The sequence below is a fragment of the Paenibacillus maysiensis genome, from assembly GCF_000520815.1.
Taxonomy (GTDB): Bacteria; Bacillota; Bacilli; order Paenibacillales; family Paenibacillaceae; genus Paenibacillus; species Paenibacillus maysiensis.
Genome location: NZ_ASRY01000036.1, coordinates 1 through 22696, shown reverse-complemented (window position 1 = coordinate 22696; position 22696 = coordinate 1). Strand labels below are relative to the sequence as shown.

The following is a 22696-nucleotide window of genomic DNA, read 5'->3' as shown; positions in this document are numbered from 1 at the left end:
GGCTGCTCCGCACCGGCGCGTGAAGCCCTCAGTGCATCAGCGCCCGATTCAGGCGCATTTACACCAGAGTCCGCCACCACGTCCGTGGCTATGCCTCCACGCCCATTAGCTACAGCTGGTTCTCCCGAGACAGCCCCTTTAGCTACAGATGCAGCAGTTCCAGTCGGAGCATCCGTGTCTGTCGCCGAAGCGCCCGCTTCACCCACCATAGCAGCAAGATTTGCCGCCTGAGTCCCTTTGCCTCCTGCTGCCTGTGCCGCTTCTGCCTGCTTTGTAGCAACAGCAGCGGCATCTTTGGACAATACAGGAGCTTGGCCTTCTGGTGCATCTGCAACAACAGATGAAGAAGCGCCTGATGGAGCAGGGGACATTCGGTCAGCCCCCTTTACAGCTGTTGCTTCTCCCGCCATACGGTCAGCAGATGCTCCTTGTCCTTGCTGCTTGAATACCGCTTCAAGCTCGTGCTCCAGCGAAGACAAAAGATCATTTAAAGGAGGGCCAAACATCGCCTGTCGCAAACCGTTTATACTTTCCGCCGTCAACGGCAAGCCACGTTGAAAGGCAACCGCTGCTGCCTGCACAAACGTCTCCATTTGTACTTTTCCCGGCTGCTTCGCCAAAGCGTCTCGTAAAGAAGCCGCATTTTCCGATGTCAACGGTACGCCATTCTTTTGCATCGCCTGTATCAGTTCCCTGTTCTGCGCTGTATCCGGTAGTCCCACCGAATCCAGTACATCTGCCAGCGCTACAGTCTGCTGCCCTGTGTTGGCTGCATCGTGCAAAGGCTTAAGTACAGTCATTCCGCTGGGCGAAGCTGGCTGGACCTGGAGTAATGTGGACTGTCCAGGTTGAAGAGGGGTTTCCAGCTTGGCTCTGACCTGGGAACCTTGAATTTGCAACACAGCTTCACCACCGTCCTCAGACACCTTTAATACGACGCCCCGCACGACCTGACCTGGCTGCATATCGAGCTTTTTAGCCTCTCCCGCCTTCACATCACCAAGTAATCCTCGAAATACAGATCCGATATTCATAGGGTCCCTCCTCTCTTCATGCCCCATATTCAAGGGGCCTATTTTATTGGGTATACATTATATCGGCACAGTCCCGACTCATAATAAGTATTTACAGGTCAAACAACGTCGGTTGCTCGATCAACAAATTACCAAGAAAGCTGCGTCTATGCATTGCTGTAGGTCCCAGCGTCAAAATTTGTTCCCTATGCAGCTTGGTAGCGTAACCTTTATGTATGCCAATCCCATATTCCGGGTACTTTGCATCCCATTCACCTTTGCACAGTCGATCACGGGTTACCTTGGCAATGATAGAAGCCGCAGCAATAGACTGGCTGTTCGCATCTCCTTTAATAATAGAGAGCTGGGGGATAGGCAAGTCCACCTTTTCTGCATCTACAAGCAAATAATCAGGAGATACCTGTAATGCCTCAACTGCCTGCTTCATCGCCAAACGAGCAGCCTGTTTAATATTGATGGCATCAATCGTTCGTGCCTCTACATACCCGACTCCTACGGCAATGGCCTTCTCCATAATCAGCTCATAGTAGGTTTCCCTCTTCTTGTCCGTCAGCTTTTTGGAATCATCCACGCCCTCCAGCAGCTCACCGTTCGGCAAAATGACTGCCGCAGCCACAACATCCCCGAACAAACATCCTCGGCCTACCTCATCAATGCCAGCGATGTGCTCATAGGATTGCTCCCAGCACTCTTTTTCATAGCGCAGCATGTCCGTTACCGCTACCACTTTTTCTTCCATACTCCATACCCGCCTATCTATATGTAGTTTGACGCTTAATTCACGCCATATAGTTCTGCACAATTTTATTCAGCTTAACACAGACCAGCCCGTCCCAAAACCCCTTTCGTTAACCTAGCTTCACATACCAAAAAACCTTCCTCTCTCCGGAGAGATGGGGAAGGTTCTTCCTTGCCACACTATACTATGCGGTGTATCCGATACATCAGGCAGAATCGAATCAGTAAGGAGCTTCCAAACTGAAACGTCCCAGCTTACCTGCACGCAGCTCTCGTAAAATGATTTTTGACGATTTTTCGAGATCTACACGTCCACCGCTGACAATACAGCCGCGTTTACGTCCAATCGCTTCCATGACACTGACAATTTCATCGGCATTTTCCGTATCCTCGGGACGTTCAGTCAGCTCAAAGCGCCCTGCCAGCTCATCCCAGTAATATTGAACCAAATATTTTGTCGCAAAAAAAGCGATATCCTCAACATTCAAAATCTCTTCCTTGATCGCGCCTGTAACCGCCAGACGATAACCAACATTCTGATCCTCGAACTTGGGCCACAGAATACCCGGTGTATCCAGCAGCTCAATTTCACCAATCTTGATCCATTGCTGTGCCTTCGTCACCCCAGGACGATCGCCCGTAGCTGCAATGCTACGTCCTGCCATACGGTTGATCAGGGTCGATTTACCGACATTCGGAATACCGACAATCAAAGCACGCATAGGACGAGGATTCATACCTTTAGAAATCTGCCGATCTATCTTTTCCTTAAGCAGCAACTTGGCCTGAACCGGAATTTCTTTCATTCCTGTGCCTGTTGTAGCATCCACCTGAAAGGCGATATGCCCTTGCTCCTTAAAGTAGGCAATCCACTGCTGTGATACTACCGGGTCCGCCAAATCTGCCTTATTTAAAATAATCATTCGCGGCTTGCCCTGCAAAATATCATCAATCATTGGATTTCGGCTGGAAAGCGGCAACCGAGCATCAATCAGCTCAATTACCAAATCAATCAGCTTTAATTTTGCTTCAATTTGGCGGCGCGCTTTGGTCATATGACCAGGAAACCATTGTATCGTCACCGTCATCACCTCATTGATCGTAACTCCTAACGTTCCCCATAGGGTTAAGCGTCAGGATTACGGCAGCTATGCTGCATATTAGTTGTTCTAGTGGTTAATCCACTTCATATCCTTCACCGGCCAGAAAATAACATCAGCACGGCCCACGACTTCCTTCAAATCAATATATCCAATCATCCGACTGTCTGTACTGTTGGAACGGTTATCCCCCATAACAAAAATATGCCCTGCCGGAACTTTACCATCCTTAAAATTTTCATTCGGGAAATTTGTAAACTTGTTGTAAAGCTCACCATTTTGATGCGCTTCCTCCAACGGAGCTTTCAAGTAAGGCTCCTGGATAGGTTTACCATTCACCGTAATCGTGTCGCCTTCTACCTTAACCGTATCGCCCTCAACGGCAATGACGCGCTTAATGAAGTCTCTTCCTTCATCCGGTACATGAAACACGATGACCTCTCCCGGTTTTGGGGAACGGAAATCATACAAAATTTCATTTACAATGACACGTTCTCCGGTATGAAAGTTAGGCTGCATCGACGGGCCATCCACAATAAACGGTTTAAAAAGAAACCAACGGATTAAAAAGACCAACACTAATGCGATAACGATGGCCTTGATCCACTCAAAAATCTCATTTTTGGGTTTACGCTTGGGTGTGCCCTCTTGATCGGTCGGCTGCTGTATAGCTCCTTGTCCTACTTCTTGCTCCATAGCTCACTGTCCTCTCTTTACGGTCAATAATCCACAGTTCCCTATGTACGTAGAAAAAACGAAAGGAGCTTGTAATCAAGCCCCTTTCGTTATTCGTTGTATTAACGACGAATTTCTTTAATTCTCGCTGCTTTACCGCGCAGTTCACGAAGATAATAAAGCTTCGCACGACGCACTTTACCACGGCGAGCCACGTCGATTTTATCGATTTTCGGGGAATGAAGCGGGAAAGTTCTTTCCACACCTACACCGTAAGAAATTTTACGAACTGTAAAAGTCTCACTGATTCCACCACCACGGCGTTTAATTACAACACCTTCAAACAACTGGATACGCTCACGAGTTCCCTCAATAACTTTCACGTGCACTTTCAAAGTGTCACCGGGACGAAAGTTAGGCAAATCTTTACGCAGTTGTTCTTCAGTGATCGCTTGGACGATATTCATCTATGACTCCCTCCTTCCGTACAGGTGTTCATGCATCTTCTGGAAACACATCCGTTTCCTTCATCATCCACAGAGGACCACCGTATTACACACAACAGATGTATTGTATCATGGAGGATACCGCATTGCAACAAGAAAAAGGGATTTGACCAAACATTATATTTAATTAATTACATTATAAAACAGGTTAGCACCTGCTTTCAAATCCCCTCATTGCTACAGCGCTTTAATACACTCTTCCCATGATCAATCCATCTTGCGCTGTTCCTCTATCCATAGCCGTTCCTTGCTTGTTAATTCAGCCTGCTCCAGCAGATCCGGTCGGCGTTCCATCGTACGACGCAGTGTCTCCTGCCGTCTCCATGCATCAATATTAACGTGATGTCCTGACAACAGCACCTCAGGCACCTTCCAGCCCCGAAACTCAGCAGGTCTGGTATAATGCGGGTACTCCAGCAGACCTGTACTAAAAGAGTCCGTTACCGCACTCGTTTCATTGCCCAGCACTCCAGGCAGCAACCGTGCCACACTATCTATAGCGACCATGGCGGGCAGTTCCCCACCAGTCAACACATAATCTCCGATAGAAAGCTCATCCGTCACCAAATGCTCGCGAATACGCTCATCATAGCCCTCATAATGCCCGCATATAAAAATAAGATGGTCCTCTTTAGCAAGCTCCTCCGCTTTCTTTTGCGTAAAAGTCTCACCTTGGGGACACATCAAAATAATACGCGGTGCTTTCAAACCCGCACTCGACCCGGCCTCTCCACCTTGAACAACTTCGTCTGTGTTCCCTAATATGGTTGGACTCTCTGATTCATCCAATAACGCCTCCACCGCAGCGAAAATCGGGTCAGGCTTCAATACCATCCCGCCCCCGCCGCCATAGGGTGTATCATCCACTTGACCATGCTTGTTCCCAGCATATTGGCGAAAATTAACCGCTTGCAGTGATATGATTCCCTTCTCCCTTGCTTTTCCCAGAATGCTTGCATTAAATACACCGTCAAACATTTCGGGAAACAGGGTCAGCACATCCACCCGCATTACAATAGTCCTTCCATCAACCGTACCGTAACCCGTTTTTCAGGCACGTTTACATCCAAAATGACACCTTCTATATACGGCAACAGCAGTTCCTTGCCATCGGGCATTGTGACTACCCATACATCGTTAGCTCCTGGTGTCAAAATCTCCTTCACCACGCCAAGCTTTTCTCCATCTTCTGTCACTACCTCCAAGCCAACAACTTCATGAAAATAAAACTCATTTTCCTCTAGTTCGCCTAGCCGTTCAGCGGACACCTTCAATAAGCTGCCTTTATACTTTTCAACATCATTGATGTTATGATATTCCTTGAATTTGGCTACAACCATATTTTTTTGAAAACGTGCTGTTTCAATAGTTACAGGGATCGGCGTTTTACCATCCGCAGGAATGATCAACAGTTCACTTCCTTTGGCAAAACGATCCTCCGGGAAATCAGTCGTCGTTAATATTTTAAGCTCGCCGCGGATTCCATGTGTATTCACAATTTTCCCGACATTAAACAATTGCTGCATCGTGTTCCTCCTGCTTGTAATCGGTCCCGCTCCATATCATCTTCATCATGTACGAAAAAGGGTTAGGACATACATCCTAACCCACTTTCGTATATCTTTAAGATATGATGTCTACGGTAACCCGTTTATCCATCTTAACGGCTGCTGATGCAACCACAGTGCGAAGCGCCTTGGCGATACGACCCTGCTTGCCAATGATTTTACCTACATCCTCAGGATGCACGCTAAGCTCATATACGACAAGCCGATCCTTCTCCAAGGTCTTCACGGTTACATCTTCCGGATGATCGACTAAAGCCTTAGCAATGATTATCACTAATTCTTCCATGGTTGACCCTCCGTATCAGCACCTTATTTCTGTTGTTTAGACTCATGAAACTTTTTCATTACGCCCGCTTTGCTAAGCAAGTTGCGGACTGTATCGGATGCTTGTGCACCATCTTGCAACCATTTCAACGCTTTATCTTCATCAATTTTTACAACTGCTGGTACTGTAATAGGGTTGTAATAACCGATTTCTTCGATAAAACGACCGTCACGCGGGGAACGGGAATCCGATACCACGACGCGATAGAAAGGAGCTTTATGTGCACCCATACGTTTCAGACGAATACGAACTGCCACGAAAATTCACCTCCTTCAAAAAGTAGACTGTATATTGTTATCCTATAATTCCAACGGCCTACTGGCCTTAACGGAAAGGAAACTTCATACCTTTACCCATACCCTTCAACTGCTTCAGGGCTTTGTTTTTGCCACCCTTAGGTCCCATCATGTCTGAGAACTGCTTCATCATGCGCCGCATTTCGTCAAATTGCTTGATCAGGCGGTTTACCTCAGCCAGTGATGTTCCACTGCCTACAGCAATCCGTTTGCGACGGCTATGATTAATCATGTCCGGGTTTTGCTTTTCTTGTGTGGTCATGGAATGAACGATAGCCTCAATCCGGCCCATCTGCTTGTCATCCACTTTGACATCTTTCATTTGCTTCATATTGCCCATGCCGGGAATCATATCGAGAATCTGGTCGATCGGGCCAAGCTTTTTAACTTGATCCATCTGCTCCAGAAAATCTTCGAAGGTAAACTCGGCATTACGCATTTTCCGTTCCATTTCCTTCGCCTTATCAGCGTCGATATTGGACTGCGCTTTTTCAATCAGGGACAACATGTCACCCATGCCTAAAATCCGTGAAGCCATCCGTTCCGGATGAAACGGCTCCATCGCATCCAGCTTTTCACCCAATGTAGCAAACTTGATTGGGCATCCAGTCACAGCCTTAACCGACAAGGCCGCACCACCGCGGGTATCGCCGTCCAGCTTCGTCAGTACAACCCCTGTTAACTCCAAGCTCGTGTTAAAGTGCTCCGCAACGTTTACCGCATCCTGACCTGTCATGCTGTCAACAACCAGCAGAACCTCGTCAGGACTCACATTCGCATGAATCTGGCGCAACTCTTCCATAAGCTCTTCATCCACGTGAAGACGACCGGCAGTATCTATAATAACGTAGTCATTACCATTATCCTTAGCATGCTGTAAGCCCTGTTTTGCAATTTCCACCGGGCTTGTCTGATCACCGAGCGTAAATACAGGAGCATTGATCTGCTCGCCAAGTATCTGTAACTGCTTGATCGCAGCCGGTCTATATATATCACCAGCTACGAGTAAGGGGCGATGATTTTGCTTTTGCAGCAACTTCGCCAGCTTGCCGGACGTCGTCGTCTTACCTGCGCCCTGGAGACCCACCATCATAATGACCGTAGGCGGTTTGTTTGCTTTGGCAAGCTTGGCCTGACTGCCACCCATCAACTCGGTCAGTTCCTTGTTCACGATGTCGATGATGACCATGCCTGGCGTAAAGCTGTCCATCACTTCCTTGCCGACGGATTTCTCCTTCACCTTGGCAATAAAGTCCTTTACAACCTTGAAGTTAACGTCCGCCTCCAGCAAAGCTAATCGTACTTCGCGCATCGCCTGAGCTACATCATCCTCAGACACTTTTCCTTTGCCGCGCAGTTTACTAAATACATTTTGCAAGCGGGTCGATAATCCTTCAAATGCCATATTTTCGCACCTCCTTGTCTACCAGGGTTGTTTGTTTACTAATCTATATGACCTACAATTCCTGCAGGCGATTTACAATTTGATGAACATGTTGCAGAGTGCCTTCATCGGGTTTACCGATTTTACCGAACGCCTCATACAACGCTGTATTCAATTCTTCCAGATCTCGGCTTCTACGCTCATATTTACTGAGCAACCCGAGCTTTTCCTCATACATTTCCAATACCTGCTCGGCACGTTTGATATGCTCATACACGGCCTGACGGCTAATTTGAAATTCCGAAGCAATCTCTCCCAGAGAAAAATCATCATGGAAGTAATATTTCAAAAACATCTGTTGCTTCTCCGTAAGCAGAGGTTCATAGAAGTCAAACAGTCGGTTAATCCGGTTTGTCTTTTCCAGCCGATTCTCCTGACTCATCGCGTATACCTCCATCGTCAAGGAAAAACACTTTACAGTTCTTTTCAACGATCCTTATCATACATAAAAGAAAAGAAGATGTCAAGCGTTATCCCTTGTCAACCAAAAAAAAGCCGATTCACTACCCTTAAACGGAAGTACGAATCGGCTTTTTGCCTACTAGGGTTTAAACTCTTACCGGGGTAAGATACAGCAGAACAGCCAGAAAATGAAGTATGCTGCCTGCCAGAACAAACAGATGCCAGATCGCGTGATGATACGGAAACGCCCGCCACACATAGAAGATTGTGCCCAACGTATACATTAGACCGCCCACGAACAATAGCGTCATGCCCCCTGCGGGAACAGCCGCCACCAGCGGGTTCCAGGCAATCGTGATGAGCCAGCCCATCACGATGTAGAACACGGTAGACATGAACAGGAAGCGCTTGGTGAAGAATGCCTTGAATAGCACACCGAACAGGGCGATTCCCCAAATAACGCCAAACAGCGTCCAACCTAAAGTCCCGCGCAGTGCAACGAGCATAAACGGGGTGTAGCTGCCTGCAATGAACAGGTAAATGCAAGAATGATCGAATATTTCGAACAAATCCTTCAATTTTCCTTCGCGCAGGCTATGAAGCAACGTGGAATTGGTGTACAACAGCAGCATCGTAATTCCGTAAATCGTGAAACTGACAACATGCCAAGTGGTCCCTTTCAAGCTTGCAAAAACAATGAGCAGCACAAGTGCCACCACACTTAAAACGGCTCCAATTCCATGTGTGATCGCATTGGCTATTTCTTCCCGGCGGGAATAAGTATAGGTGTTCGCCATTGGTTCTTCACCCGGCTTCCTGTGAAATATTTTTTACATCCAAAAAATTCATATCCGGCGCCAACAGACCCTTTTCTTTCATTATACATCCCTGTGATCTCACGCAGCAACCGGACCCTACTTAGCCCCAAGCCTGATTAGGCCTGTTCTTCTTCATCCGGCGCGGTTTCATCTGCGCCTTCTTCCTGAATCAACCCAGCGAACAGCGCATGAACGAATTGCTCGGAATCAAATGGCTGGAGATCATTCACTTTTTCACCCAAGCCTACCAGCTTCACTGGCAAATTCAGCTCTTGGCGGATCGCCACAACAATACCCCCCTTCGCTGTACCATCCAGCTTCGTCAGCACCAGCCCGGTTACGCCACTTTTCTCCCCAAACATTTTGGCTTGATTGAGCGCGTTTTGTCCGGTCGTCGCATCGAGTACCAGCAGTACTTCATGGGGAGCATCGGGAATTTCACGCTGGATCACGCGGAAAATTTTGTTCAGCTCCTCCATCAGGTTGCTTTTATTCTGGAGACGTCCTGCGGTATCACACAGTAACACATCCACCTGACGCTGCTTGGCAGCCTGTACCGCATCAAACATAACCGCCGCTGGATCAGAACCGGATTGCTGCTTAATGACCTCTACACCAGCCCGTTCACCCCATACCTCAAGCTGTTCAATCGCACCAGCACGGAACGTATCCCCGGCGGCCAACAACACTTTTTTACCTTCCTGTTTAAAACGATGCGCCAGCTTACCGATGGTTGTTGTTTTGCCGACACCATTGACACCGACAAATAGAATGACCGTAATCCCGTCAGGGCTCATTTGAAGCTGACTGTTGTCATTGCCCCGCAGCAGCTCAGACAGCTTTTCCGATAATACAGGCTGTAGCTCGGATGCGTCCTCGATTTTGCGTTTTTTCACCTCTACCCGCAGGTCTTCAATGAGGTTCATAACTGTGTTGACACCAACATCGGCACCGATCAGAATTTCTTCCAGCTCCTCATAAAACTCCTCATCAATCTTCTTGCGGCGAATCATCAGATCTGATACTTTTTCAACAAAACCTTTGCGTGTTTTTTCCAGACCGTCCTTAAACTGTTTGGTAACAGATTCGGTTTTGCTTGCAATGCTTTCCTTCAATTTCCTAAAGAAACTCATAGGTTCCCTCCGTTGATCTGAAAGTATGTTATTTGAAGTCAGGCAATCTCGGCTTCCTCGTTGTCCAGCTTGACGGATACGAGCTTGGAAACCCCGCCTTCTTCCATCGTAACTCCATATAGCACATCGGCTTCTTCCATCGTGCCCTTGCGATGTGTAACTACAATGAATTGTGTCTGTTCGGAGAACTCCCGTAAATATTGGGCAAAACGCACCACATTGGATTCGTCCAGTGCGGCCTCCACTTCATCCAGCACACAGAATGGGACAGGCTTGACATGTAAAATGGCAAACAATAGCGCCATCGCCGTTAACGCCCGCTCTCCTCCTGACAGCAGTTGCAAGTTTTGCAGCTTTTTGCCCGGCGGCTGGGCCACAATATCAATTCCCGTCTCCAGCATACGTTCCGGGTCAAGCAGTACCAGATCGGCACGTCCGCCCCCGAACAGCTTGGAGAACACCGTACCAAATTCGCGCCGGATGGCATCGAAAGTGGCTTTGAAGCGTTTGGACATTTCATCATCCATTTCACGAATGACCTGATAGAGCGTTGTCTTGGCCTCGACCAGATCAGATTTCTGCTCATCGAGAAACGTATAACGCTCATGCACCCGCTGGTATTCCTCAATGGCACCCAGGTTTACCTCGCCCAACGCAGAAATACCGCGTTTGAGCCTTTGTACCTCGGCCTGCGTACCTTCTATATCTTCAGGTATCGGATAACGCTGCTTGGCCAGCTCATAGCTGAGTTCATAGTCATCACTTAATTTTTTCAGGACGTTCTCCAGCTCTACATCAAGCCGGTTCACTCCAATTTCTGTCTGGCGTAGCTGCTCCTCGACCGACTTGAGCTGAATGCGTTGCTCTTTCGTCTCATTTTCGGCCACTTCCAGCTTTTTGGACAAGCTGCTGCGCGCAGCACGCTTGAATTCCAATTGCTGCGAAGCCTCTTCCTTTTTAAGTCGATACTGATTGAGGTTTTCAATCTGCTTCACGCTTTCCTGCTCATTGGTCAGCAGATCAGCTTCAATGGAAGCAAGTAAAGTCTTGTTCTGTCTCGAATCCTTGCCAAGGGTATCATAATCGCCCCGTAATCTACGCAACTGCTCTTCCAGTGAAAAACGCTCCTGATCCAGCTTTCCTTCTCTTACCTTGAGATTCGTAAGTTCTCCCTGTAGCTGCTCTTTGGCAGATTCGTTGGCCTTACGGGCAAATTCAGCAGCATGGATAGCCTGATGGGTTTTCTTCTCTTCTTCCTCCAGCGCAGCCAATTTCAGCAACGCCTCTTCACGGGAAGCTTCCAGTTCCTTGATCTCCTGATCAAAGCCCTTCTTCTCCTGACCAGATGCAGCCACCTGCTCCAGAACATGGCGAAGCTCATGCTCCAGTTGCTTGAGCTCCATTGCTGCCTGCTGTTCTTCGCCGCGCTTCACATCGCCGCCCTGACGCAACTCGTCCAAACGAATCTGTGTCTCTTCCAGCTGACGTTTTGTATCCACCGCGCTCTGTCGCAGCCTTGCAATTTGTTGCTCCGTATCGATAATATCCTGATCCAACTGATCCAACTGCCGTTTACGTCCAAGCAGATTGGCATTTTTCTTGAATTGGCTACCACCTGTCATGGAACCACCTGCATTGACAACATCGCCTTCCAGCGTTACGACACGATACCTATATTGGCAACGTGCCGCAATACGGTTTGCATCTTCCAAGGTACGGGCAATAACCACATTTCCCAGAAGACTGCCTACAATGCCAGCATACCGTTCATCATACTGAACAAGATCCGCACCGATTCCGATAAAGCCCTCGGCACCTTCCGCGATCTGGCGTTCACCCGCCCCAATTTGACGCGGACGGATAACATCCATAGGCAAAAATGTCGCTCTGCCCAGCTGACGCTGCTTCAAAAAGCTAATCGCCTGTCTGGACACCGATTCGTTTTCCATCACGATATGCTGCATCGAAGCGCCCAAAGCGGTTTCCATCGCCTGCTCCAAATGCTCAGGTACCCGAATCAGCTCTGCTACCGCCCCATGCACACCATGCAGGGTTTCTTTGCGTGCCGCCTTCAATACTTCTTTAACACCCAGCATAAAGCCATCGAAGTCATCCTGCATTTCCTTCATCGTATCTCGGCGTGAAATTTGGGCCTCTCGTTTTTGTTCCCATTTGCGGACAGTGCCCTGACTCTCTTCCAGCAGCTTTTGCAGCGCTTGGTATTTTTCGCTTCCCTGAATATATCCGCTGCGCAGACTGCTGATTTCCTGACCAAGCTTCTGCACAGCCGCTTCCAAACCCTTTTTACGCTGCTCCAGTTTAGCTTTCTGGGCTTCCCATTTGCCGGATTCGTCACTTACGCGAGTCACCCGCCGTTCAAGCGCTTCCTTCTGCTGGTCAGTATAACGGATTTCGTTACGCGCCTGTGCCATCTGATTCATCAGCTCCAGCAGTCCGCCCTTCAGGCTTTCCTCCTGCTCCTGGCTGATTCCACCTGTGACACCAATCAGCTTCGCCTCTTCGTCGGATAGCCGTTCACGTAGCTCGTCAAGCTCAACAGTCAATGCAGACAGTTTTTCGTTCAGTAGATCCAGCTCACTTTTGCGCTCGGAATGACGTGATTCGCTCGTGCTGAGCGATAAAATGAGCTGCTCCCTGTTCGCCTCCAGATTGCGTGTACGCTCTTTCAGCAGTTCACCGTAGCCTTCACTTTTTTCCGTAGCTTCACTGTATTGCAACAGATCACTTTGCAGCCGTTCCACTTGCTCCTCCAACTGACGCAGCTCATTGCGGTCGCTCTCCAGCATCGCATCATGACGGGACACCACCGTAGACAGCTGTAGCTGCTCCTGCTGCAACAAAGCCAGCTTGGAAGTCGCATCACTCCACGAGGTATGAATCTGTTCAATTTGATAGACATACATCGAAATTTCCTTCGATTTCAGTTCACCTCGTAGCTCCTTATAGTGGATCGCCTTTTCCGACTGCTCCTTGAGCGGTCCGATCTGATCCTCCAGCTCACTGACCAAATCATGAATACGCAGTAAATTTTGCTCCGTGTCATCCAGCTTGCGAACCGCGTCTTTTTTACGTGATTTGTATTTAACAATACCGGACGCTTCCTCGAAAATCCCCCGGCGATCCTCGGAACGGGTACTCAAAATCTCTTCGATTCGCCCCTGTCCGATAATGGAATATGCTTCTTTACCAATACCTGTATCCATAAACAGCTCGGTAATATCTCGGAGTCTGCATGACTGTCGGTTAATAAAATATTCACTATCTCCGCTACGATGCACACGCCGCGTGACCGTAACCTCACCAAAATCAAGCGGCAACGCCTGATCCTCATTATCCAGCGTAAGCGACACTTCGCCATAATTAACGGCCTTACGAGCATCACTACCCGCAAAAATAATGTCCTCCATTTTACCGCCGCGCAGTGATTTGGCGCTCTGTTCACCCAGCACCCAGCGAATACCATCGGATATATTACTCTTTCCGCTTCCGTTAGGTCCGACGACCGCTGTAATGCCGCGGACGAATTCCATCTCCGTTTTATCTGCAAACGATTTGAAGCCCGCCAGCTCAATGCGCTTTAAAAACATACTCAATCTCACCTCTAACATTTAAATATGCTTGTACAACACCGTTTACCTGATTCACAAGAATTATCCCTATTGTAGCACAAGACTACCCCGGATAAAGCGCGGCAAAGACATATAAAGCTACAGTAGCAAAGCCACGAAAAAAGAGCAAAACGCAGTCCATTCGCCATTGCGGGCCGGGACTCCCCGCGGACTGCCCTTTGCTCTTACTTTGTGTCCCCTGCTCGTGTAGCCCGTCCGGGCCGCTCAGGTACCGATTACGATTCTGCCAGCTTCAAACGGCTTAAGGCTACTGCCGCCGCCTGCTGCTCAGCTTCTTTTTTGGAGCGTCCTGTACCTGTACCCAGTCGTTCGCTGTCCATATATACCTCAGCTACAAACTCGCGCTCATGGGCAGGTCCGCGTTCCTCCACAATCTTGTATTCAAGCATCCCCATGTTATGATGCTGCGTCAGTTCCTGAAGCTCTGTTTTGAAATCACTCATCTGTAGCTTACCGTTTAATACAATTTGAGGAAAAATATAACGTTCCAGAAACGACCGGACGGCATCCAGACCTTGATCCAAATATAGCGCGCCTACGAACGCTTCGAATACATCGGCCAACAGAGCCGGACGAGTACGTCCGCCTGTCAGCTCTTCACCTTTGCCAAGCAGTACATATTGCCCGAACTCAAGTCCGACAGCAAATTTTACCAAAGAAGGCTCACAGACAATGGCTGCACGCAGCTTGGTCAGTTCGCCTTCCGGCCGATTAGGGTACTGATTGTACAATTGCTCGGATACAGTCAACTCCAGAACAGCGTCACCTAAAAATTCAAGCCGCTCATTGTCTGCATGCTGACTGAACCGATGTTCGTTTACGTAGGAAGCGTGCGTAAAGGCCTGCTTCAGAAGCTGCCGGTTGTTGAATTGAATATGAAGTTTGTGCTGTAATTGCTTCAAGTCTCCACTCAACGAACTGACCCCTTACGCTTCATATTTTTTTAGAATAACCGTAGCATTGTGACCACCAAAACCAAAGGAATTGGACATCACGACATTCAGTTTCGCTTTTCTCGGCTCGTTAGGTACATAATCCAGATCACAAGCCGGGTCCTGATTATCCAGATTAATCGTCGGCGGAATAATCTGGTGCTGGAGAGCCAGTCCGCAGATCACGGCTTCCACGCCACCAGCTGCACCCAACAAGTGCCCCGTCATTGACTTGGTTGAGCTAATCGCCACTTTGTAGGCGTGCTCTCCAAGCGTTTTCTTAACCGCTTCTGTTTCCGATTTGTCACCGACTGGTGTAGATGTACCATGCGCATTGATATAATCAATATCCTCAGGATTCAACCCTGCGTCGCGGATCGCCATTTTAATGCAGCGTGCTGCGCCATCCGGATCTGGCTCTGTCATATGATGTGCATCGCCTGACAGGCCATAGCCGATCACTTCGCCGTAAATACGTGCGCCACGCTTCAATGCGTGCTCCAACGATTCCAGAATCAGAACACCAGAGCCTTCTCCCATAACAAATCCGTCTCTGTCAGTATCAAAGGGACGGCTTGCCTTCTCAGGCTCATCGTTACGAGTGGACATCGCCCGCATCGAACAAAAGCCAGCCATGCCGATCGGACGAATAGTTGCCTCAGCCCCGCCGCAAATCATGGCGTCAGCATCACCACGCTGAATCATGCGGAACGAATCGCCGATAGCATGACTGCCTGTTGCACAAGCCGTAACCGGTGAGGTATTCGGTCCTTTGGCGCCGAGTGAAATCGACACTTGGCCGGAACCCATATTAGCAATCATCATCGGGATAAAGAAAGGGCTTACGCGTTTAGGTCCTTTTTCAATCAGCACATTGTGCTGATCCTCCCAGGTACCCAATCCGCCAATACCAGAGCCAACGGATACACCCACACGCTCGGCATCGGCGTTCTCTCCGATTACGAGTCCGCTGTCCTTGAGTGCCAATTTACTGGCGGCAACGGCGAATTGTACAAAACGGTCCATCTTACGGGCATCCTTGCGCTCTATATAATCCTCAGGATTAAAATCCTTAATAGAAGCCGCAATTTTCGTTGTATATTCACTGGTATCGAAAGCTTCGATTTCACTGACGCCGGATTTTCCAGCCATCAGATTATCCCACAGTGTGTTCAAATCCTGTCCCAGCGAAGTGATTACACCCATTCCTGTTATGACAACACGTTGTTTCAAAGATAATCACCTCTATGTCTACTGCATATTGTATTTCAAGGCTGTACGCTCTTGTGTGCAAAAATAATATAGAATCAACTAAAGTTAGTAATGCCGCATACTCCCATTTTGACTAAGTTATGCCGAGCCAAGCTCAAGAACACGCGGCAATTCCGTCTTTAGTTCAATCTGTATGATTAGGAGAAAGTCCCGCCTGTAACAGAACGGGACTTTTGTTGACTTGAATTAGGTATGAGATTGTATGTACTTTACAACTTCACCTACGGTTGTAATTTTCTCTGCATCTTCATCAGAGATTTCCATATCAAACTCATCTTCCAATTCCATAACCAATTCAACTACATCGAGAGAATCAGCGCCTAAATCATCTTTGAAAGATGCTTCAAGTGTAACTTCGGCTTCGTCGGCTCCCAAACGGTCAACGACAATGCGTTTTACGCGCTCCAATACGTCGGACATCCGGCTCACCTCCTCCTTAGGTATTATACGAAAATTACAATTAAAATGCCATAGAAGAGAGTTATCATTCACTACTCTTCATCGGGCATGCGGATTAGCAGCATGTAGCTACATGTACATGCCACCATCCACATGCAAAGTCTGGCCCGTCATGTATGAGGAAGCATCCGAGGCCAAAAACAGCACCACATCCGCAATTTCCTCAGGCCGTCCGAGACGGGCCAGCGGAATACCGCTGAGCATATTGTCACGCAAATCATCAGCAAGCACCTGTGTCATTTCGGTATCAATGAACCCCGGGGCTACGCAGTTGACTGTAATACCTCTCGAAGCAAGCTCCCTCGCGGACGATTTGGTAAGACCGATCACTCCTGCTTTGGCAGCCACATAGTTGGCTTGTCCTGCGTTGCCGAGTACGCCGACAACGGAAGAAATATTGATGATTCGGCCGGAACGCTGCTTCATCATCGGACGCGTCGCTGCCTTGAGGCAATTAAACACACCTTTCAGATTCGTCTCGATCACCTGATCGAACTCCTCTTCCTTCATGCGCATGATTAAATTATCTCTTGTTATCCCGGCATTATTCACCAGAATGTCGATCTGGCCCCAAGCGCCGATCACATCCTTGATTAACCGATCCGCCTCGTCAGCGCGACCAACATTAGCCTGAACCGTAATAGCTTCCACGCCTTTGGCGCGAATTTGCTCCGCAACCTCTGCCGCAGCCGCTTCACTACCAGCGTAGTTTACCGCTACATTAGCGCCTGCTTCAGCCAACGCCAATGCGATACTGCGGCCGATCCCCCGTGACGCCCCTGTAACGAGCGCCGTTTTTCCACTTAATGGCTTAGACATCATCCAGCCTCCCCTTGCAAGTATATAACTGTTAAGGCGATAATTGCTACTTTTAACGGGCCTCCAAGGCTTCCGTTACCGAAACAAGCGATTCCAGGCTGCTTATATTATACAGTTTAACCGTTTTGTCGATCTTTTTAACCAGTCCGGTCAAAACACTGCCCGGTCCGAACTCGACAAAAGTGTCAACTCCCTGCTCCAGCAGCCATGCTACACTGTCTTCCCACAATACCGGGGAATAGACCTGCTCGACCAGTAGCTGGCGAATTTCGCCACCCTCACGCACAGGTTTCGCTGTGACATTGGCTACAACCGGAACCTGAGCTTTGGAGAAAGCTACGTCTTCCAGCTTGCCGGACAACTTAATCGCTGCTTCCTTCATCAACGAAGAATGAAAAGGACCACTGACCTCCAAAGTAATAGCACGTTTGCCACCCGCTTCCTTCACGCGTTCAGCAACAGCAGCTACGCCCTCTTTCGCACCGGATACGACAATCTGCCCCGGGCAATTGATATTCGCCAATTCAACCAATTGACCGGATTCCGTAATATCACGGCATAGTGTCGCCAATGCTTCACGGTCCGCTCCCAATACAGCAGCCATTCCTCCTTGTCCTTCAGGAGTGGCTTGTTCCATGAACTCGCCACGAGTACGAACGATCTCAACTGCATCTTCAAAGGCAAGTACACCGGAAGCAACAAGCGCACTGTATTCTCCAAGACTGTGCCCAGCCACGTAATCAGGGCGAATGCCCTTTTCCTTGAACGCTTCATACAACGCAATGCTCGCCGTTAACAGCGCAGGCTGCGTATTGGATGTCTGCTTCAAGGCTGTATCTGGACCTTCAAAAATCAGTGAGCTTAGCGCAAAACCCAACCGTTCGTCCGCTTGGCGGAACACTTCTCTTGCCGCAGGAACTGCTTCATAAGCATCTTTAGCCATACCTACAGCTTGTGAACCCTGACCGGGAAATATAAATGCCGTTTTGCCCATCGTGTATGCACCTCTCTGTATCCAATGCTTGTCCTGTAAAGTACCAGACAAATTCAATATTGTATCAAACCCGCCGCTTTCTTACCAGACAAGAACTGACGCGCCCCATGTCAGACCGCCGCCAAAGCCCACCATTAATACCCGGTCGCCTTCCTTCATCCGGCCTTCCTCAGCTGCTTCCACAAGCGCAAGAGGAATCGATGCCGCGGACGTATTTGCATATTTATGAACATTAATGACGACCTTTTCTTCTGGTAGATCCAGACGCTGCATCGCCGATTGAATAATGCGAATATTGGCTTGATGCGGAACGAACAGATCAATATCATCTTTGGAAAGCCCCGCTTTTGCCAGCACATCGACAGTTGCTGTTCCCATAATACGTACCGCGAACTTGAACACTTCGCGTCCGTTCATATAAATATAGTGCTGCTTGTTTTCCACGGTATCCGCACTTGCAGGTAAACGTGAACCACCAGCTTCCAGCTTAAGCAATCCGCCTCCTGCTCCTTCGGCACCGAGATCAAAGGATTGGAATCCTCTACCCTCAGGTACTTCACCAATTACTACCGCCCCTGCACCGTCTCCAAAAAGAACACAAGTATTGCGGTCTGTATAATCCGTGATCCGGGAAAGACAGTCTGCCCCAATGATTAACGCATTATTATAAATGCCCGTCTTAATAAAGCTCGTCGCAGTTGCCAGCCCATATACAAACCCTGAGCATGCCGCAGACAAATCAAAAGCTGCTGCGCCTTTGGCTCCGAGCTTGTCTTGAAGAATGCAGGCAGTCGAAGGAAATGACATGTCCGGCGTAACCGTAGCAACTATGATCAGATCCAAATCCTGTGCCGCCATACCTGCGGATGCCAATGCCTTAATCGCTGCTTCATAAGCCAAATCGGACGTAGCCTGCTCTGGAGCCGCAATGTGGCGCTCCTGAATTCCTGTACGGCTGACAATCCATTCGTCACTTGTTTCTACGATTGCTTCCAAATCTTTGTTCGTCAATATTTTCTCAGGTACGTATTTCCCTGTTCCAATAACACCAACTGACCGCAAATTATTCATATCGTCACTCACTTCCTGCTGATTTCCTTGGATATACTTTCCACCAACTGGTTTTGCAAGGCCGTACGGGCCTGTCTTACTGCATTTTTGACGGCAATGCCGTCAGATGAACCGTGACTTTTCAATACGAGTCCGCTCAGTCCCAGTAAGGGAGCGCCGCCGTGCTCTTTGTAGTCTAGTTTATTTTTCAAACTGCGAAGCTCAGGCATAATCAGAGCTGCTGCCAGTTTGGTTTTTAAGGATTTACTAAACTGCTCCTTTAAGAGAGAGAATATCGCACCCGCCGTACCTTCCAGCGATTTTAGCATGATGTTTCCGGCGAATCCGTCACACACCAGCACATCGCAATTCCCGGTCAGCACATCTCTAGACTCCACATTACCTACAAAGTTAACAGACAACTGCTCAATCAGAGGAAAAGCCAGTTTCGTCAGTTCATTGCCCTTTCCGGCTTCCGTCCCAACATTCAGCAAACCCACTCTGGGGGAAGCCACACCATGAACCTTTTGGCGGTATAAGCTACCCATCAGCGCATATTGGGCAAGATGTTCGGGCTTAGCGTCCATATTAGCCCCCAAGTCCAGCGCCAGCACACCCTGATCGTCAATCGTCGGAATCATCGGTGCAAGAGCAGGACGCTCAATGCCTGCCATTCTCCCAACCACCAACAAACCCGTTGTCATCAGCGCACCCGTATTACCTGCCGATATCATGGCATCCGCTTCGCCTTCTTTGACCATTCGGCCAGCTACGACCATGGAGGCATCCTTTTTACGTCGTACTGCCTTCACAGGCTCGTCCTGCGCATCTATCGTTTCGGATGCATGGCGAATGTTGAGATTCGCAGGCAACGCTCTGCCGTTCAGCACCGATTCAATTCGTTCCCGGTCACCAACCAGCGTTATGTCTGTATCCTTCCATTCCGCCGCCGCAGATAACGCGCCCTCTACTGTCGCCTCGGGAGCATTGTCTCCCCCCATGGCATCAATGGCGATCCGCATGCTGACTTCCTCCTTCGCTATACTCTTCCTCTGTGGAACGGTAAATGACAAAGTTACCCTGGAACACCATTTCTTCTCCCACGTAGGCAAACACTTCTACTTTAGCTTTCCCTTTTTGCTCGGGATTTGATCGCACATATGCTTTGGCAATGCACTTTTCTCCCAAATGAACAGGGCGGACAAAGCGGATGTCCGCCGAAGCGGTCAACGCTATCTCATCATTAATCACGGCAACAGCCAAAGAATTGGCCTGGGCAAACACATAATGCCCCCGCGCGATGCCGGTGCGTGAAAAGATATGCTCTTCTTTAATTTCAAAAATGGAAATACCGCTTCTGTCCAACTGGAGATCCACGATATCCCCGATCACTTCATGTAAAGGCAGGGAGCGAACCTGATCGTAGGAACGCTCAGCCATCAGCTTCAGTCGCTCCCGCAGCTCTGGGATACCCAATTCCATACGATCCAGCCGAATCGTCTGAATGCTCACCTTAAGCTGTCTCGTCAGCTCCTGATCCGTTACGAACGGATTCTCATCAATTAATTGAGTCAGCCGTTGCTGTCTCTGTCTCTTTGGCAAACGTTCGATATCAGTGACGCCTCCTTTCCCTGCGATAAATTACCGTTCAGCCGACGGTTCGGGTTACTTCACGTGCTAGCGGCGAATGCTTCATGCCGATTTGTCATCTTGTATGTATAAAGAACCCCTTCGGCCCTTCTTTCTTAGAACCTGGTACTAAAACAGTATATAGCATGCCGCCGTAAAAAGAAAGTACGAAGACAAAAAAAAGTAGCGCCTCACTAGAGTGAAGCACTACTTTTCCTGAGAAGATTCCAAAGAATCCGCTTATCGGACATTATTGAGAGATAATCTCTCTAGCTTTGTACGTTCCGCAAACTTTGCACACATGGTGAGCAAGTTTCAATTCGCCGCATTCGGAGCATTTCACCATACCTGGTACTGCCAGTTTAAAGTGAGTACGACGTTTGTCGCGACGAGTTTTGGATGTTCTCCGTTGAGGTACTGCCATTATTCCCACCTCCTTAACCAGATCAACCCGTATAACGGGCGTGACTTCTTATCTCATTCAAGACTGAAGGAAACTGCCGGAAGCAGCTACCTCACAGCCGGTGAATCAAGCCTGCAACATCCATGTGTCGGTTCTGTAACTCCCCTGCACAAGTGGATGATGATTTGTCAGAATTGAACTCAATTCTCATTTAAAAAAATCCTTAAGCCCTGCCAGACGCGGATCAATCTTTTTCGTATCGCCATCATCACTGTCATCGGAGCCAACACTCCAGTTTTGTCCGGCCGCAGGAGCAATCCCCTGACAATCCTCACTGCACACAGGCGCAAACGGCACGTGCAGTACAAACAGCTCTTCACAATACGGTGCAATGTCGAAGGAATCCCCCGTCACTGCGATAAATTCGCCATCTTCATCCTCCTCTTCGCCAACCGAAGAGATTTGCTTGAACCGTTCACGGAATTCAATCTTCAAATCCTCGTGCATCGGACTTAAACAGCGTGAGCACAGCATGTCCAGACCTGCGGTCAACGTGCCTTCCACGCTCATTAAGCCTTGACCCAGACTAACGGCGACCAAATCGGTCTCCAGCGGGGAAACGGCCGTAACATCAGGACGATCATCCACCAATTCACTCACATTGAGAGCTTCACGGATCGGAAAAGGACCATCACTTGCTGCTACTTTGCGAAAAAATAGTTGCATCGCTATCACTCCAAACAAACAAAAATTATTATACCGACTGATCGAGTCGTTTGTCAACACCTTTCACTTTACACCTCTCACAAATCCATCGGTTTTCCAATGGTTCCGCAAGTTTTATGCGAAAGCGAAAATACGTTGCATGGATCATGTACCTGTGAGTATTCATACCCCCGCCACTCTTCGTGTACAATAATGCGAGTATAAAGCTTTTTTCTTCAGGTCTCAATGGTCTTGTTCATTTCGGATCACAAAAAAGCATCATCGCTACCCTTAGAGCAATCATTAACTGGTGGAGAACCATCATTTTCAGGATAGTCACCAGATTGGCGACATCAGAAAGGAGCCGACGTATAGCCTTGAAAACCCTCGGTATTATTGTAGAATACAACCCGCTACATAATGGTCACACGCATCATTGGAAGGAGTCTCTTCGCATCACTGGCGCGCAGCGCACGGTGGCTGTGATGAGCGGTCCCTTCCTTCAGCGGGGGGAACCCGCAATTGTGGACAAATGGTCCCGCACCGAAATGGCACTTGCCATGGGTGTGGACCTGGTTTTGGAGCTGCCTGTGGCCTATGCCGTCCAGCCTGCAGAATGGTTTGCCCACGGGGCGGTCGCCCTGCTCCGCGCCACGGGCGTCATCGACGCGCTCTGCTTCGGCAGCGAGAGCGGCGACATCGCCCCGCTGCGCGCGCTGGCCCGCGTGCTGGCGGCGGAGCCGG

At 48.8% G+C, this 22696-nt stretch carries 24 protein-coding genes and 1 pseudogene; 1 reads left to right on the top strand and 24 read right to left on the bottom strand.

All coding sequences use genetic code 11. The features are described 5' to 3' along the window. From L696_RS0102835 to L696_RS0102725, 24 genes and pseudogenes are all read right to left on the bottom strand, one after another. Positions 1–1034, bottom strand: a pseudogene (locus L696_RS0102835) (DNA ligase); the annotation flags it as partial. 91 nt (positions 1035–1125) lie between these two features. Continuing rightward, entirely contained in the window at positions 1126–1794 is a 669-nt protein-coding gene (locus L696_RS0102830) for a ribonuclease HII (RefSeq protein WP_280740112.1), read from the bottom strand. 199 nt (positions 1795–1993) lie between these two features. Beyond that, positions 1994–2854, bottom strand: a complete 861-nt coding sequence (ylqF, locus tag L696_RS0102825) for a ribosome biogenesis GTPase YlqF (protein ID WP_025682300.1) — start codon at positions 2852–2854, stop codon at positions 1994–1996. 87 nt (positions 2855–2941) lie between these two features. Then, a complete protein-coding gene (gene lepB / locus L696_RS0102820) occupies positions 2942–3568 on the bottom strand; it encodes a signal peptidase I (protein WP_025682299.1) in 627 nt (208 codons plus the stop codon). Between the two features lie 101 nt (positions 3569–3669). Continuing rightward, positions 3670–4014 carry a 50S ribosomal protein L19 gene (rplS, locus tag L696_RS0102815; RefSeq protein ID WP_010346403.1) on the bottom strand — a complete coding sequence of 115 codons (345 nt, stop codon included), beginning with the start codon at positions 4012–4014 and terminating at the stop codon, positions 3670–3672. Positions 4015–4260: 246 nt separating this feature from the next. Further along, complete coding sequence (trmD, locus tag L696_RS0102810; protein WP_025682298.1) at positions 4261–5064, bottom strand: tRNA (guanosine(37)-N1)-methyltransferase TrmD; 804 nt, start codon at positions 5062–5064, stop codon at positions 4261–4263. Beyond that, positions 5064–5579, bottom strand: a complete 516-nt coding sequence (gene rimM / locus L696_RS0102805) for a ribosome maturation factor RimM (RefSeq protein WP_025682297.1) — start codon at positions 5577–5579, stop codon at positions 5064–5066. The genes trmD and rimM overlap by 1 nt, the downstream gene beginning before the upstream one ends. A 97-nt stretch (positions 5580–5676) precedes the next feature. Beyond that, positions 5677–5907: a KH domain-containing protein gene (locus L696_RS0102800; RefSeq protein ID WP_013309863.1), complete on the bottom strand. Its 231-nt coding sequence runs from the start codon at positions 5905–5907 to the stop codon at positions 5677–5679. Positions 5908–5930: 23 nt separating this feature from the next. Beyond that, positions 5931–6203: a 30S ribosomal protein S16 gene (gene rpsP, locus L696_RS0102795; RefSeq protein ID WP_025682296.1), complete on the bottom strand. Its 273-nt coding sequence runs from the start codon at positions 6201–6203 to the stop codon at positions 5931–5933. A gap of 67 nt (positions 6204–6270) precedes the next feature. Beyond that, complete coding sequence (gene ffh, locus L696_RS0102790) at positions 6271–7647, bottom strand: signal recognition particle protein (protein WP_025682295.1); 1377 nt, start codon at positions 7645–7647, stop codon at positions 6271–6273. Between the two features lie 52 nt (positions 7648–7699). Next, the gene (locus L696_RS0102785; protein WP_025682294.1) at positions 7700–8068 is read right to left on the bottom strand and encodes a putative DNA-binding protein; all 369 of its coding nucleotides are present in this window, start codon (positions 8066–8068) and stop codon (positions 7700–7702) included. A gap of 166 nt (positions 8069–8234) precedes the next feature. Next, positions 8235–8885: a PAQR family membrane homeostasis protein TrhA gene (gene trhA, locus L696_RS0102780; protein ID WP_025682293.1), complete on the bottom strand. Its 651-nt coding sequence runs from the start codon at positions 8883–8885 to the stop codon at positions 8235–8237. Positions 8886–9022: 137 nt separating this feature from the next. Beyond that, positions 9023–10039 carry a signal recognition particle-docking protein FtsY gene (gene ftsY, locus L696_RS0102775; protein WP_025682292.1) on the bottom strand — a complete coding sequence of 339 codons (1017 nt, stop codon included), beginning with the start codon at positions 10037–10039 and terminating at the stop codon, positions 9023–9025. Positions 10040–10077: 38 nt separating this feature from the next. Beyond that, positions 10078–13647, bottom strand: a complete 3570-nt coding sequence (gene smc / locus L696_RS0102770) for a chromosome segregation protein SMC (RefSeq protein ID WP_025682291.1) — start codon at positions 13645–13647, stop codon at positions 10078–10080. Between the two features lie 257 nt (positions 13648–13904). Beyond that, complete coding sequence (rnc, locus tag L696_RS0102765) at positions 13905–14603, bottom strand: ribonuclease III (protein ID WP_025682290.1); 699 nt, start codon at positions 14601–14603, stop codon at positions 13905–13907. Between the two features lie 12 nt (positions 14604–14615). Then, a complete protein-coding gene (fabF, locus tag L696_RS0102760) occupies positions 14616–15854 on the bottom strand; it encodes a beta-ketoacyl-ACP synthase II (RefSeq protein WP_025682289.1) in 1239 nt (412 codons plus the stop codon). 225 nt (positions 15855–16079) lie between these two features. Continuing rightward, the gene (locus L696_RS0102755; protein ID WP_007429985.1) at positions 16080–16313 is read right to left on the bottom strand and encodes an acyl carrier protein; all 234 of its coding nucleotides are present in this window, start codon (positions 16311–16313) and stop codon (positions 16080–16082) included. A 108-nt stretch (positions 16314–16421) separates the two neighbouring features. After that, on the bottom strand, positions 16422–17171 hold the full coding sequence (fabG, locus tag L696_RS0102750) for a 3-oxoacyl-[acyl-carrier-protein] reductase (protein ID WP_025682288.1): 750 nt from the start codon (positions 17169–17171) through the stop codon (positions 16422–16424). A 52-nt stretch (positions 17172–17223) separates the two neighbouring features. Further along, positions 17224–18165 (bottom strand): ACP S-malonyltransferase, encoded by a 942-nt coding sequence (fabD, locus tag L696_RS0102745; protein ID WP_025682287.1) that lies wholly within the window; start codon positions 18163–18165, stop codon positions 17224–17226. A gap of 81 nt (positions 18166–18246) precedes the next feature. Next, positions 18247–19236 carry a beta-ketoacyl-ACP synthase III gene (locus L696_RS0102740; protein WP_025682286.1) on the bottom strand — a complete coding sequence of 330 codons (990 nt, stop codon included), beginning with the start codon at positions 19234–19236 and terminating at the stop codon, positions 18247–18249. Between the two features lie 8 nt (positions 19237–19244). After that, positions 19245–20237, bottom strand: coding sequence for a phosphate acyltransferase PlsX (gene plsX, locus L696_RS0102735; protein WP_025682285.1), 993 nt, complete (start codon positions 20235–20237; stop codon positions 19245–19247). After that, positions 20221–20817, bottom strand: a complete 597-nt coding sequence (gene fapR / locus L696_RS0102730) for a transcription factor FapR (RefSeq protein WP_025682284.1) — start codon at positions 20815–20817, stop codon at positions 20221–20223. Before fapR ends, plsX begins: the two co-directional genes overlap by 17 nt. Positions 20818–21094: 277 nt before the next feature. Beyond that, on the bottom strand, positions 21095–21268 hold the full coding sequence (rpmF, locus tag L696_RS29145) for a 50S ribosomal protein L32 (protein ID WP_007429979.1): 174 nt from the start codon (positions 21266–21268) through the stop codon (positions 21095–21097). Positions 21269–21454: 186 nt separating this feature from the next. Further along, on the bottom strand, positions 21455–21973 hold the full coding sequence (locus L696_RS0102725) for a YceD family protein (RefSeq protein WP_025682283.1): 519 nt from the start codon (positions 21971–21973) through the stop codon (positions 21455–21457). A 356-nt stretch (positions 21974–22329) separates the two neighbouring features. On the opposite strand from L696_RS0102725, the gene L696_RS28110 reads away from it, so the two are divergent. Beyond that, positions 22330–22696, top strand: a 367-nt coding sequence (locus tag L696_RS28110) for a nucleotidyltransferase family protein (RefSeq protein ID WP_162472145.1), incomplete at its 3' end; no start/stop codon positions are given.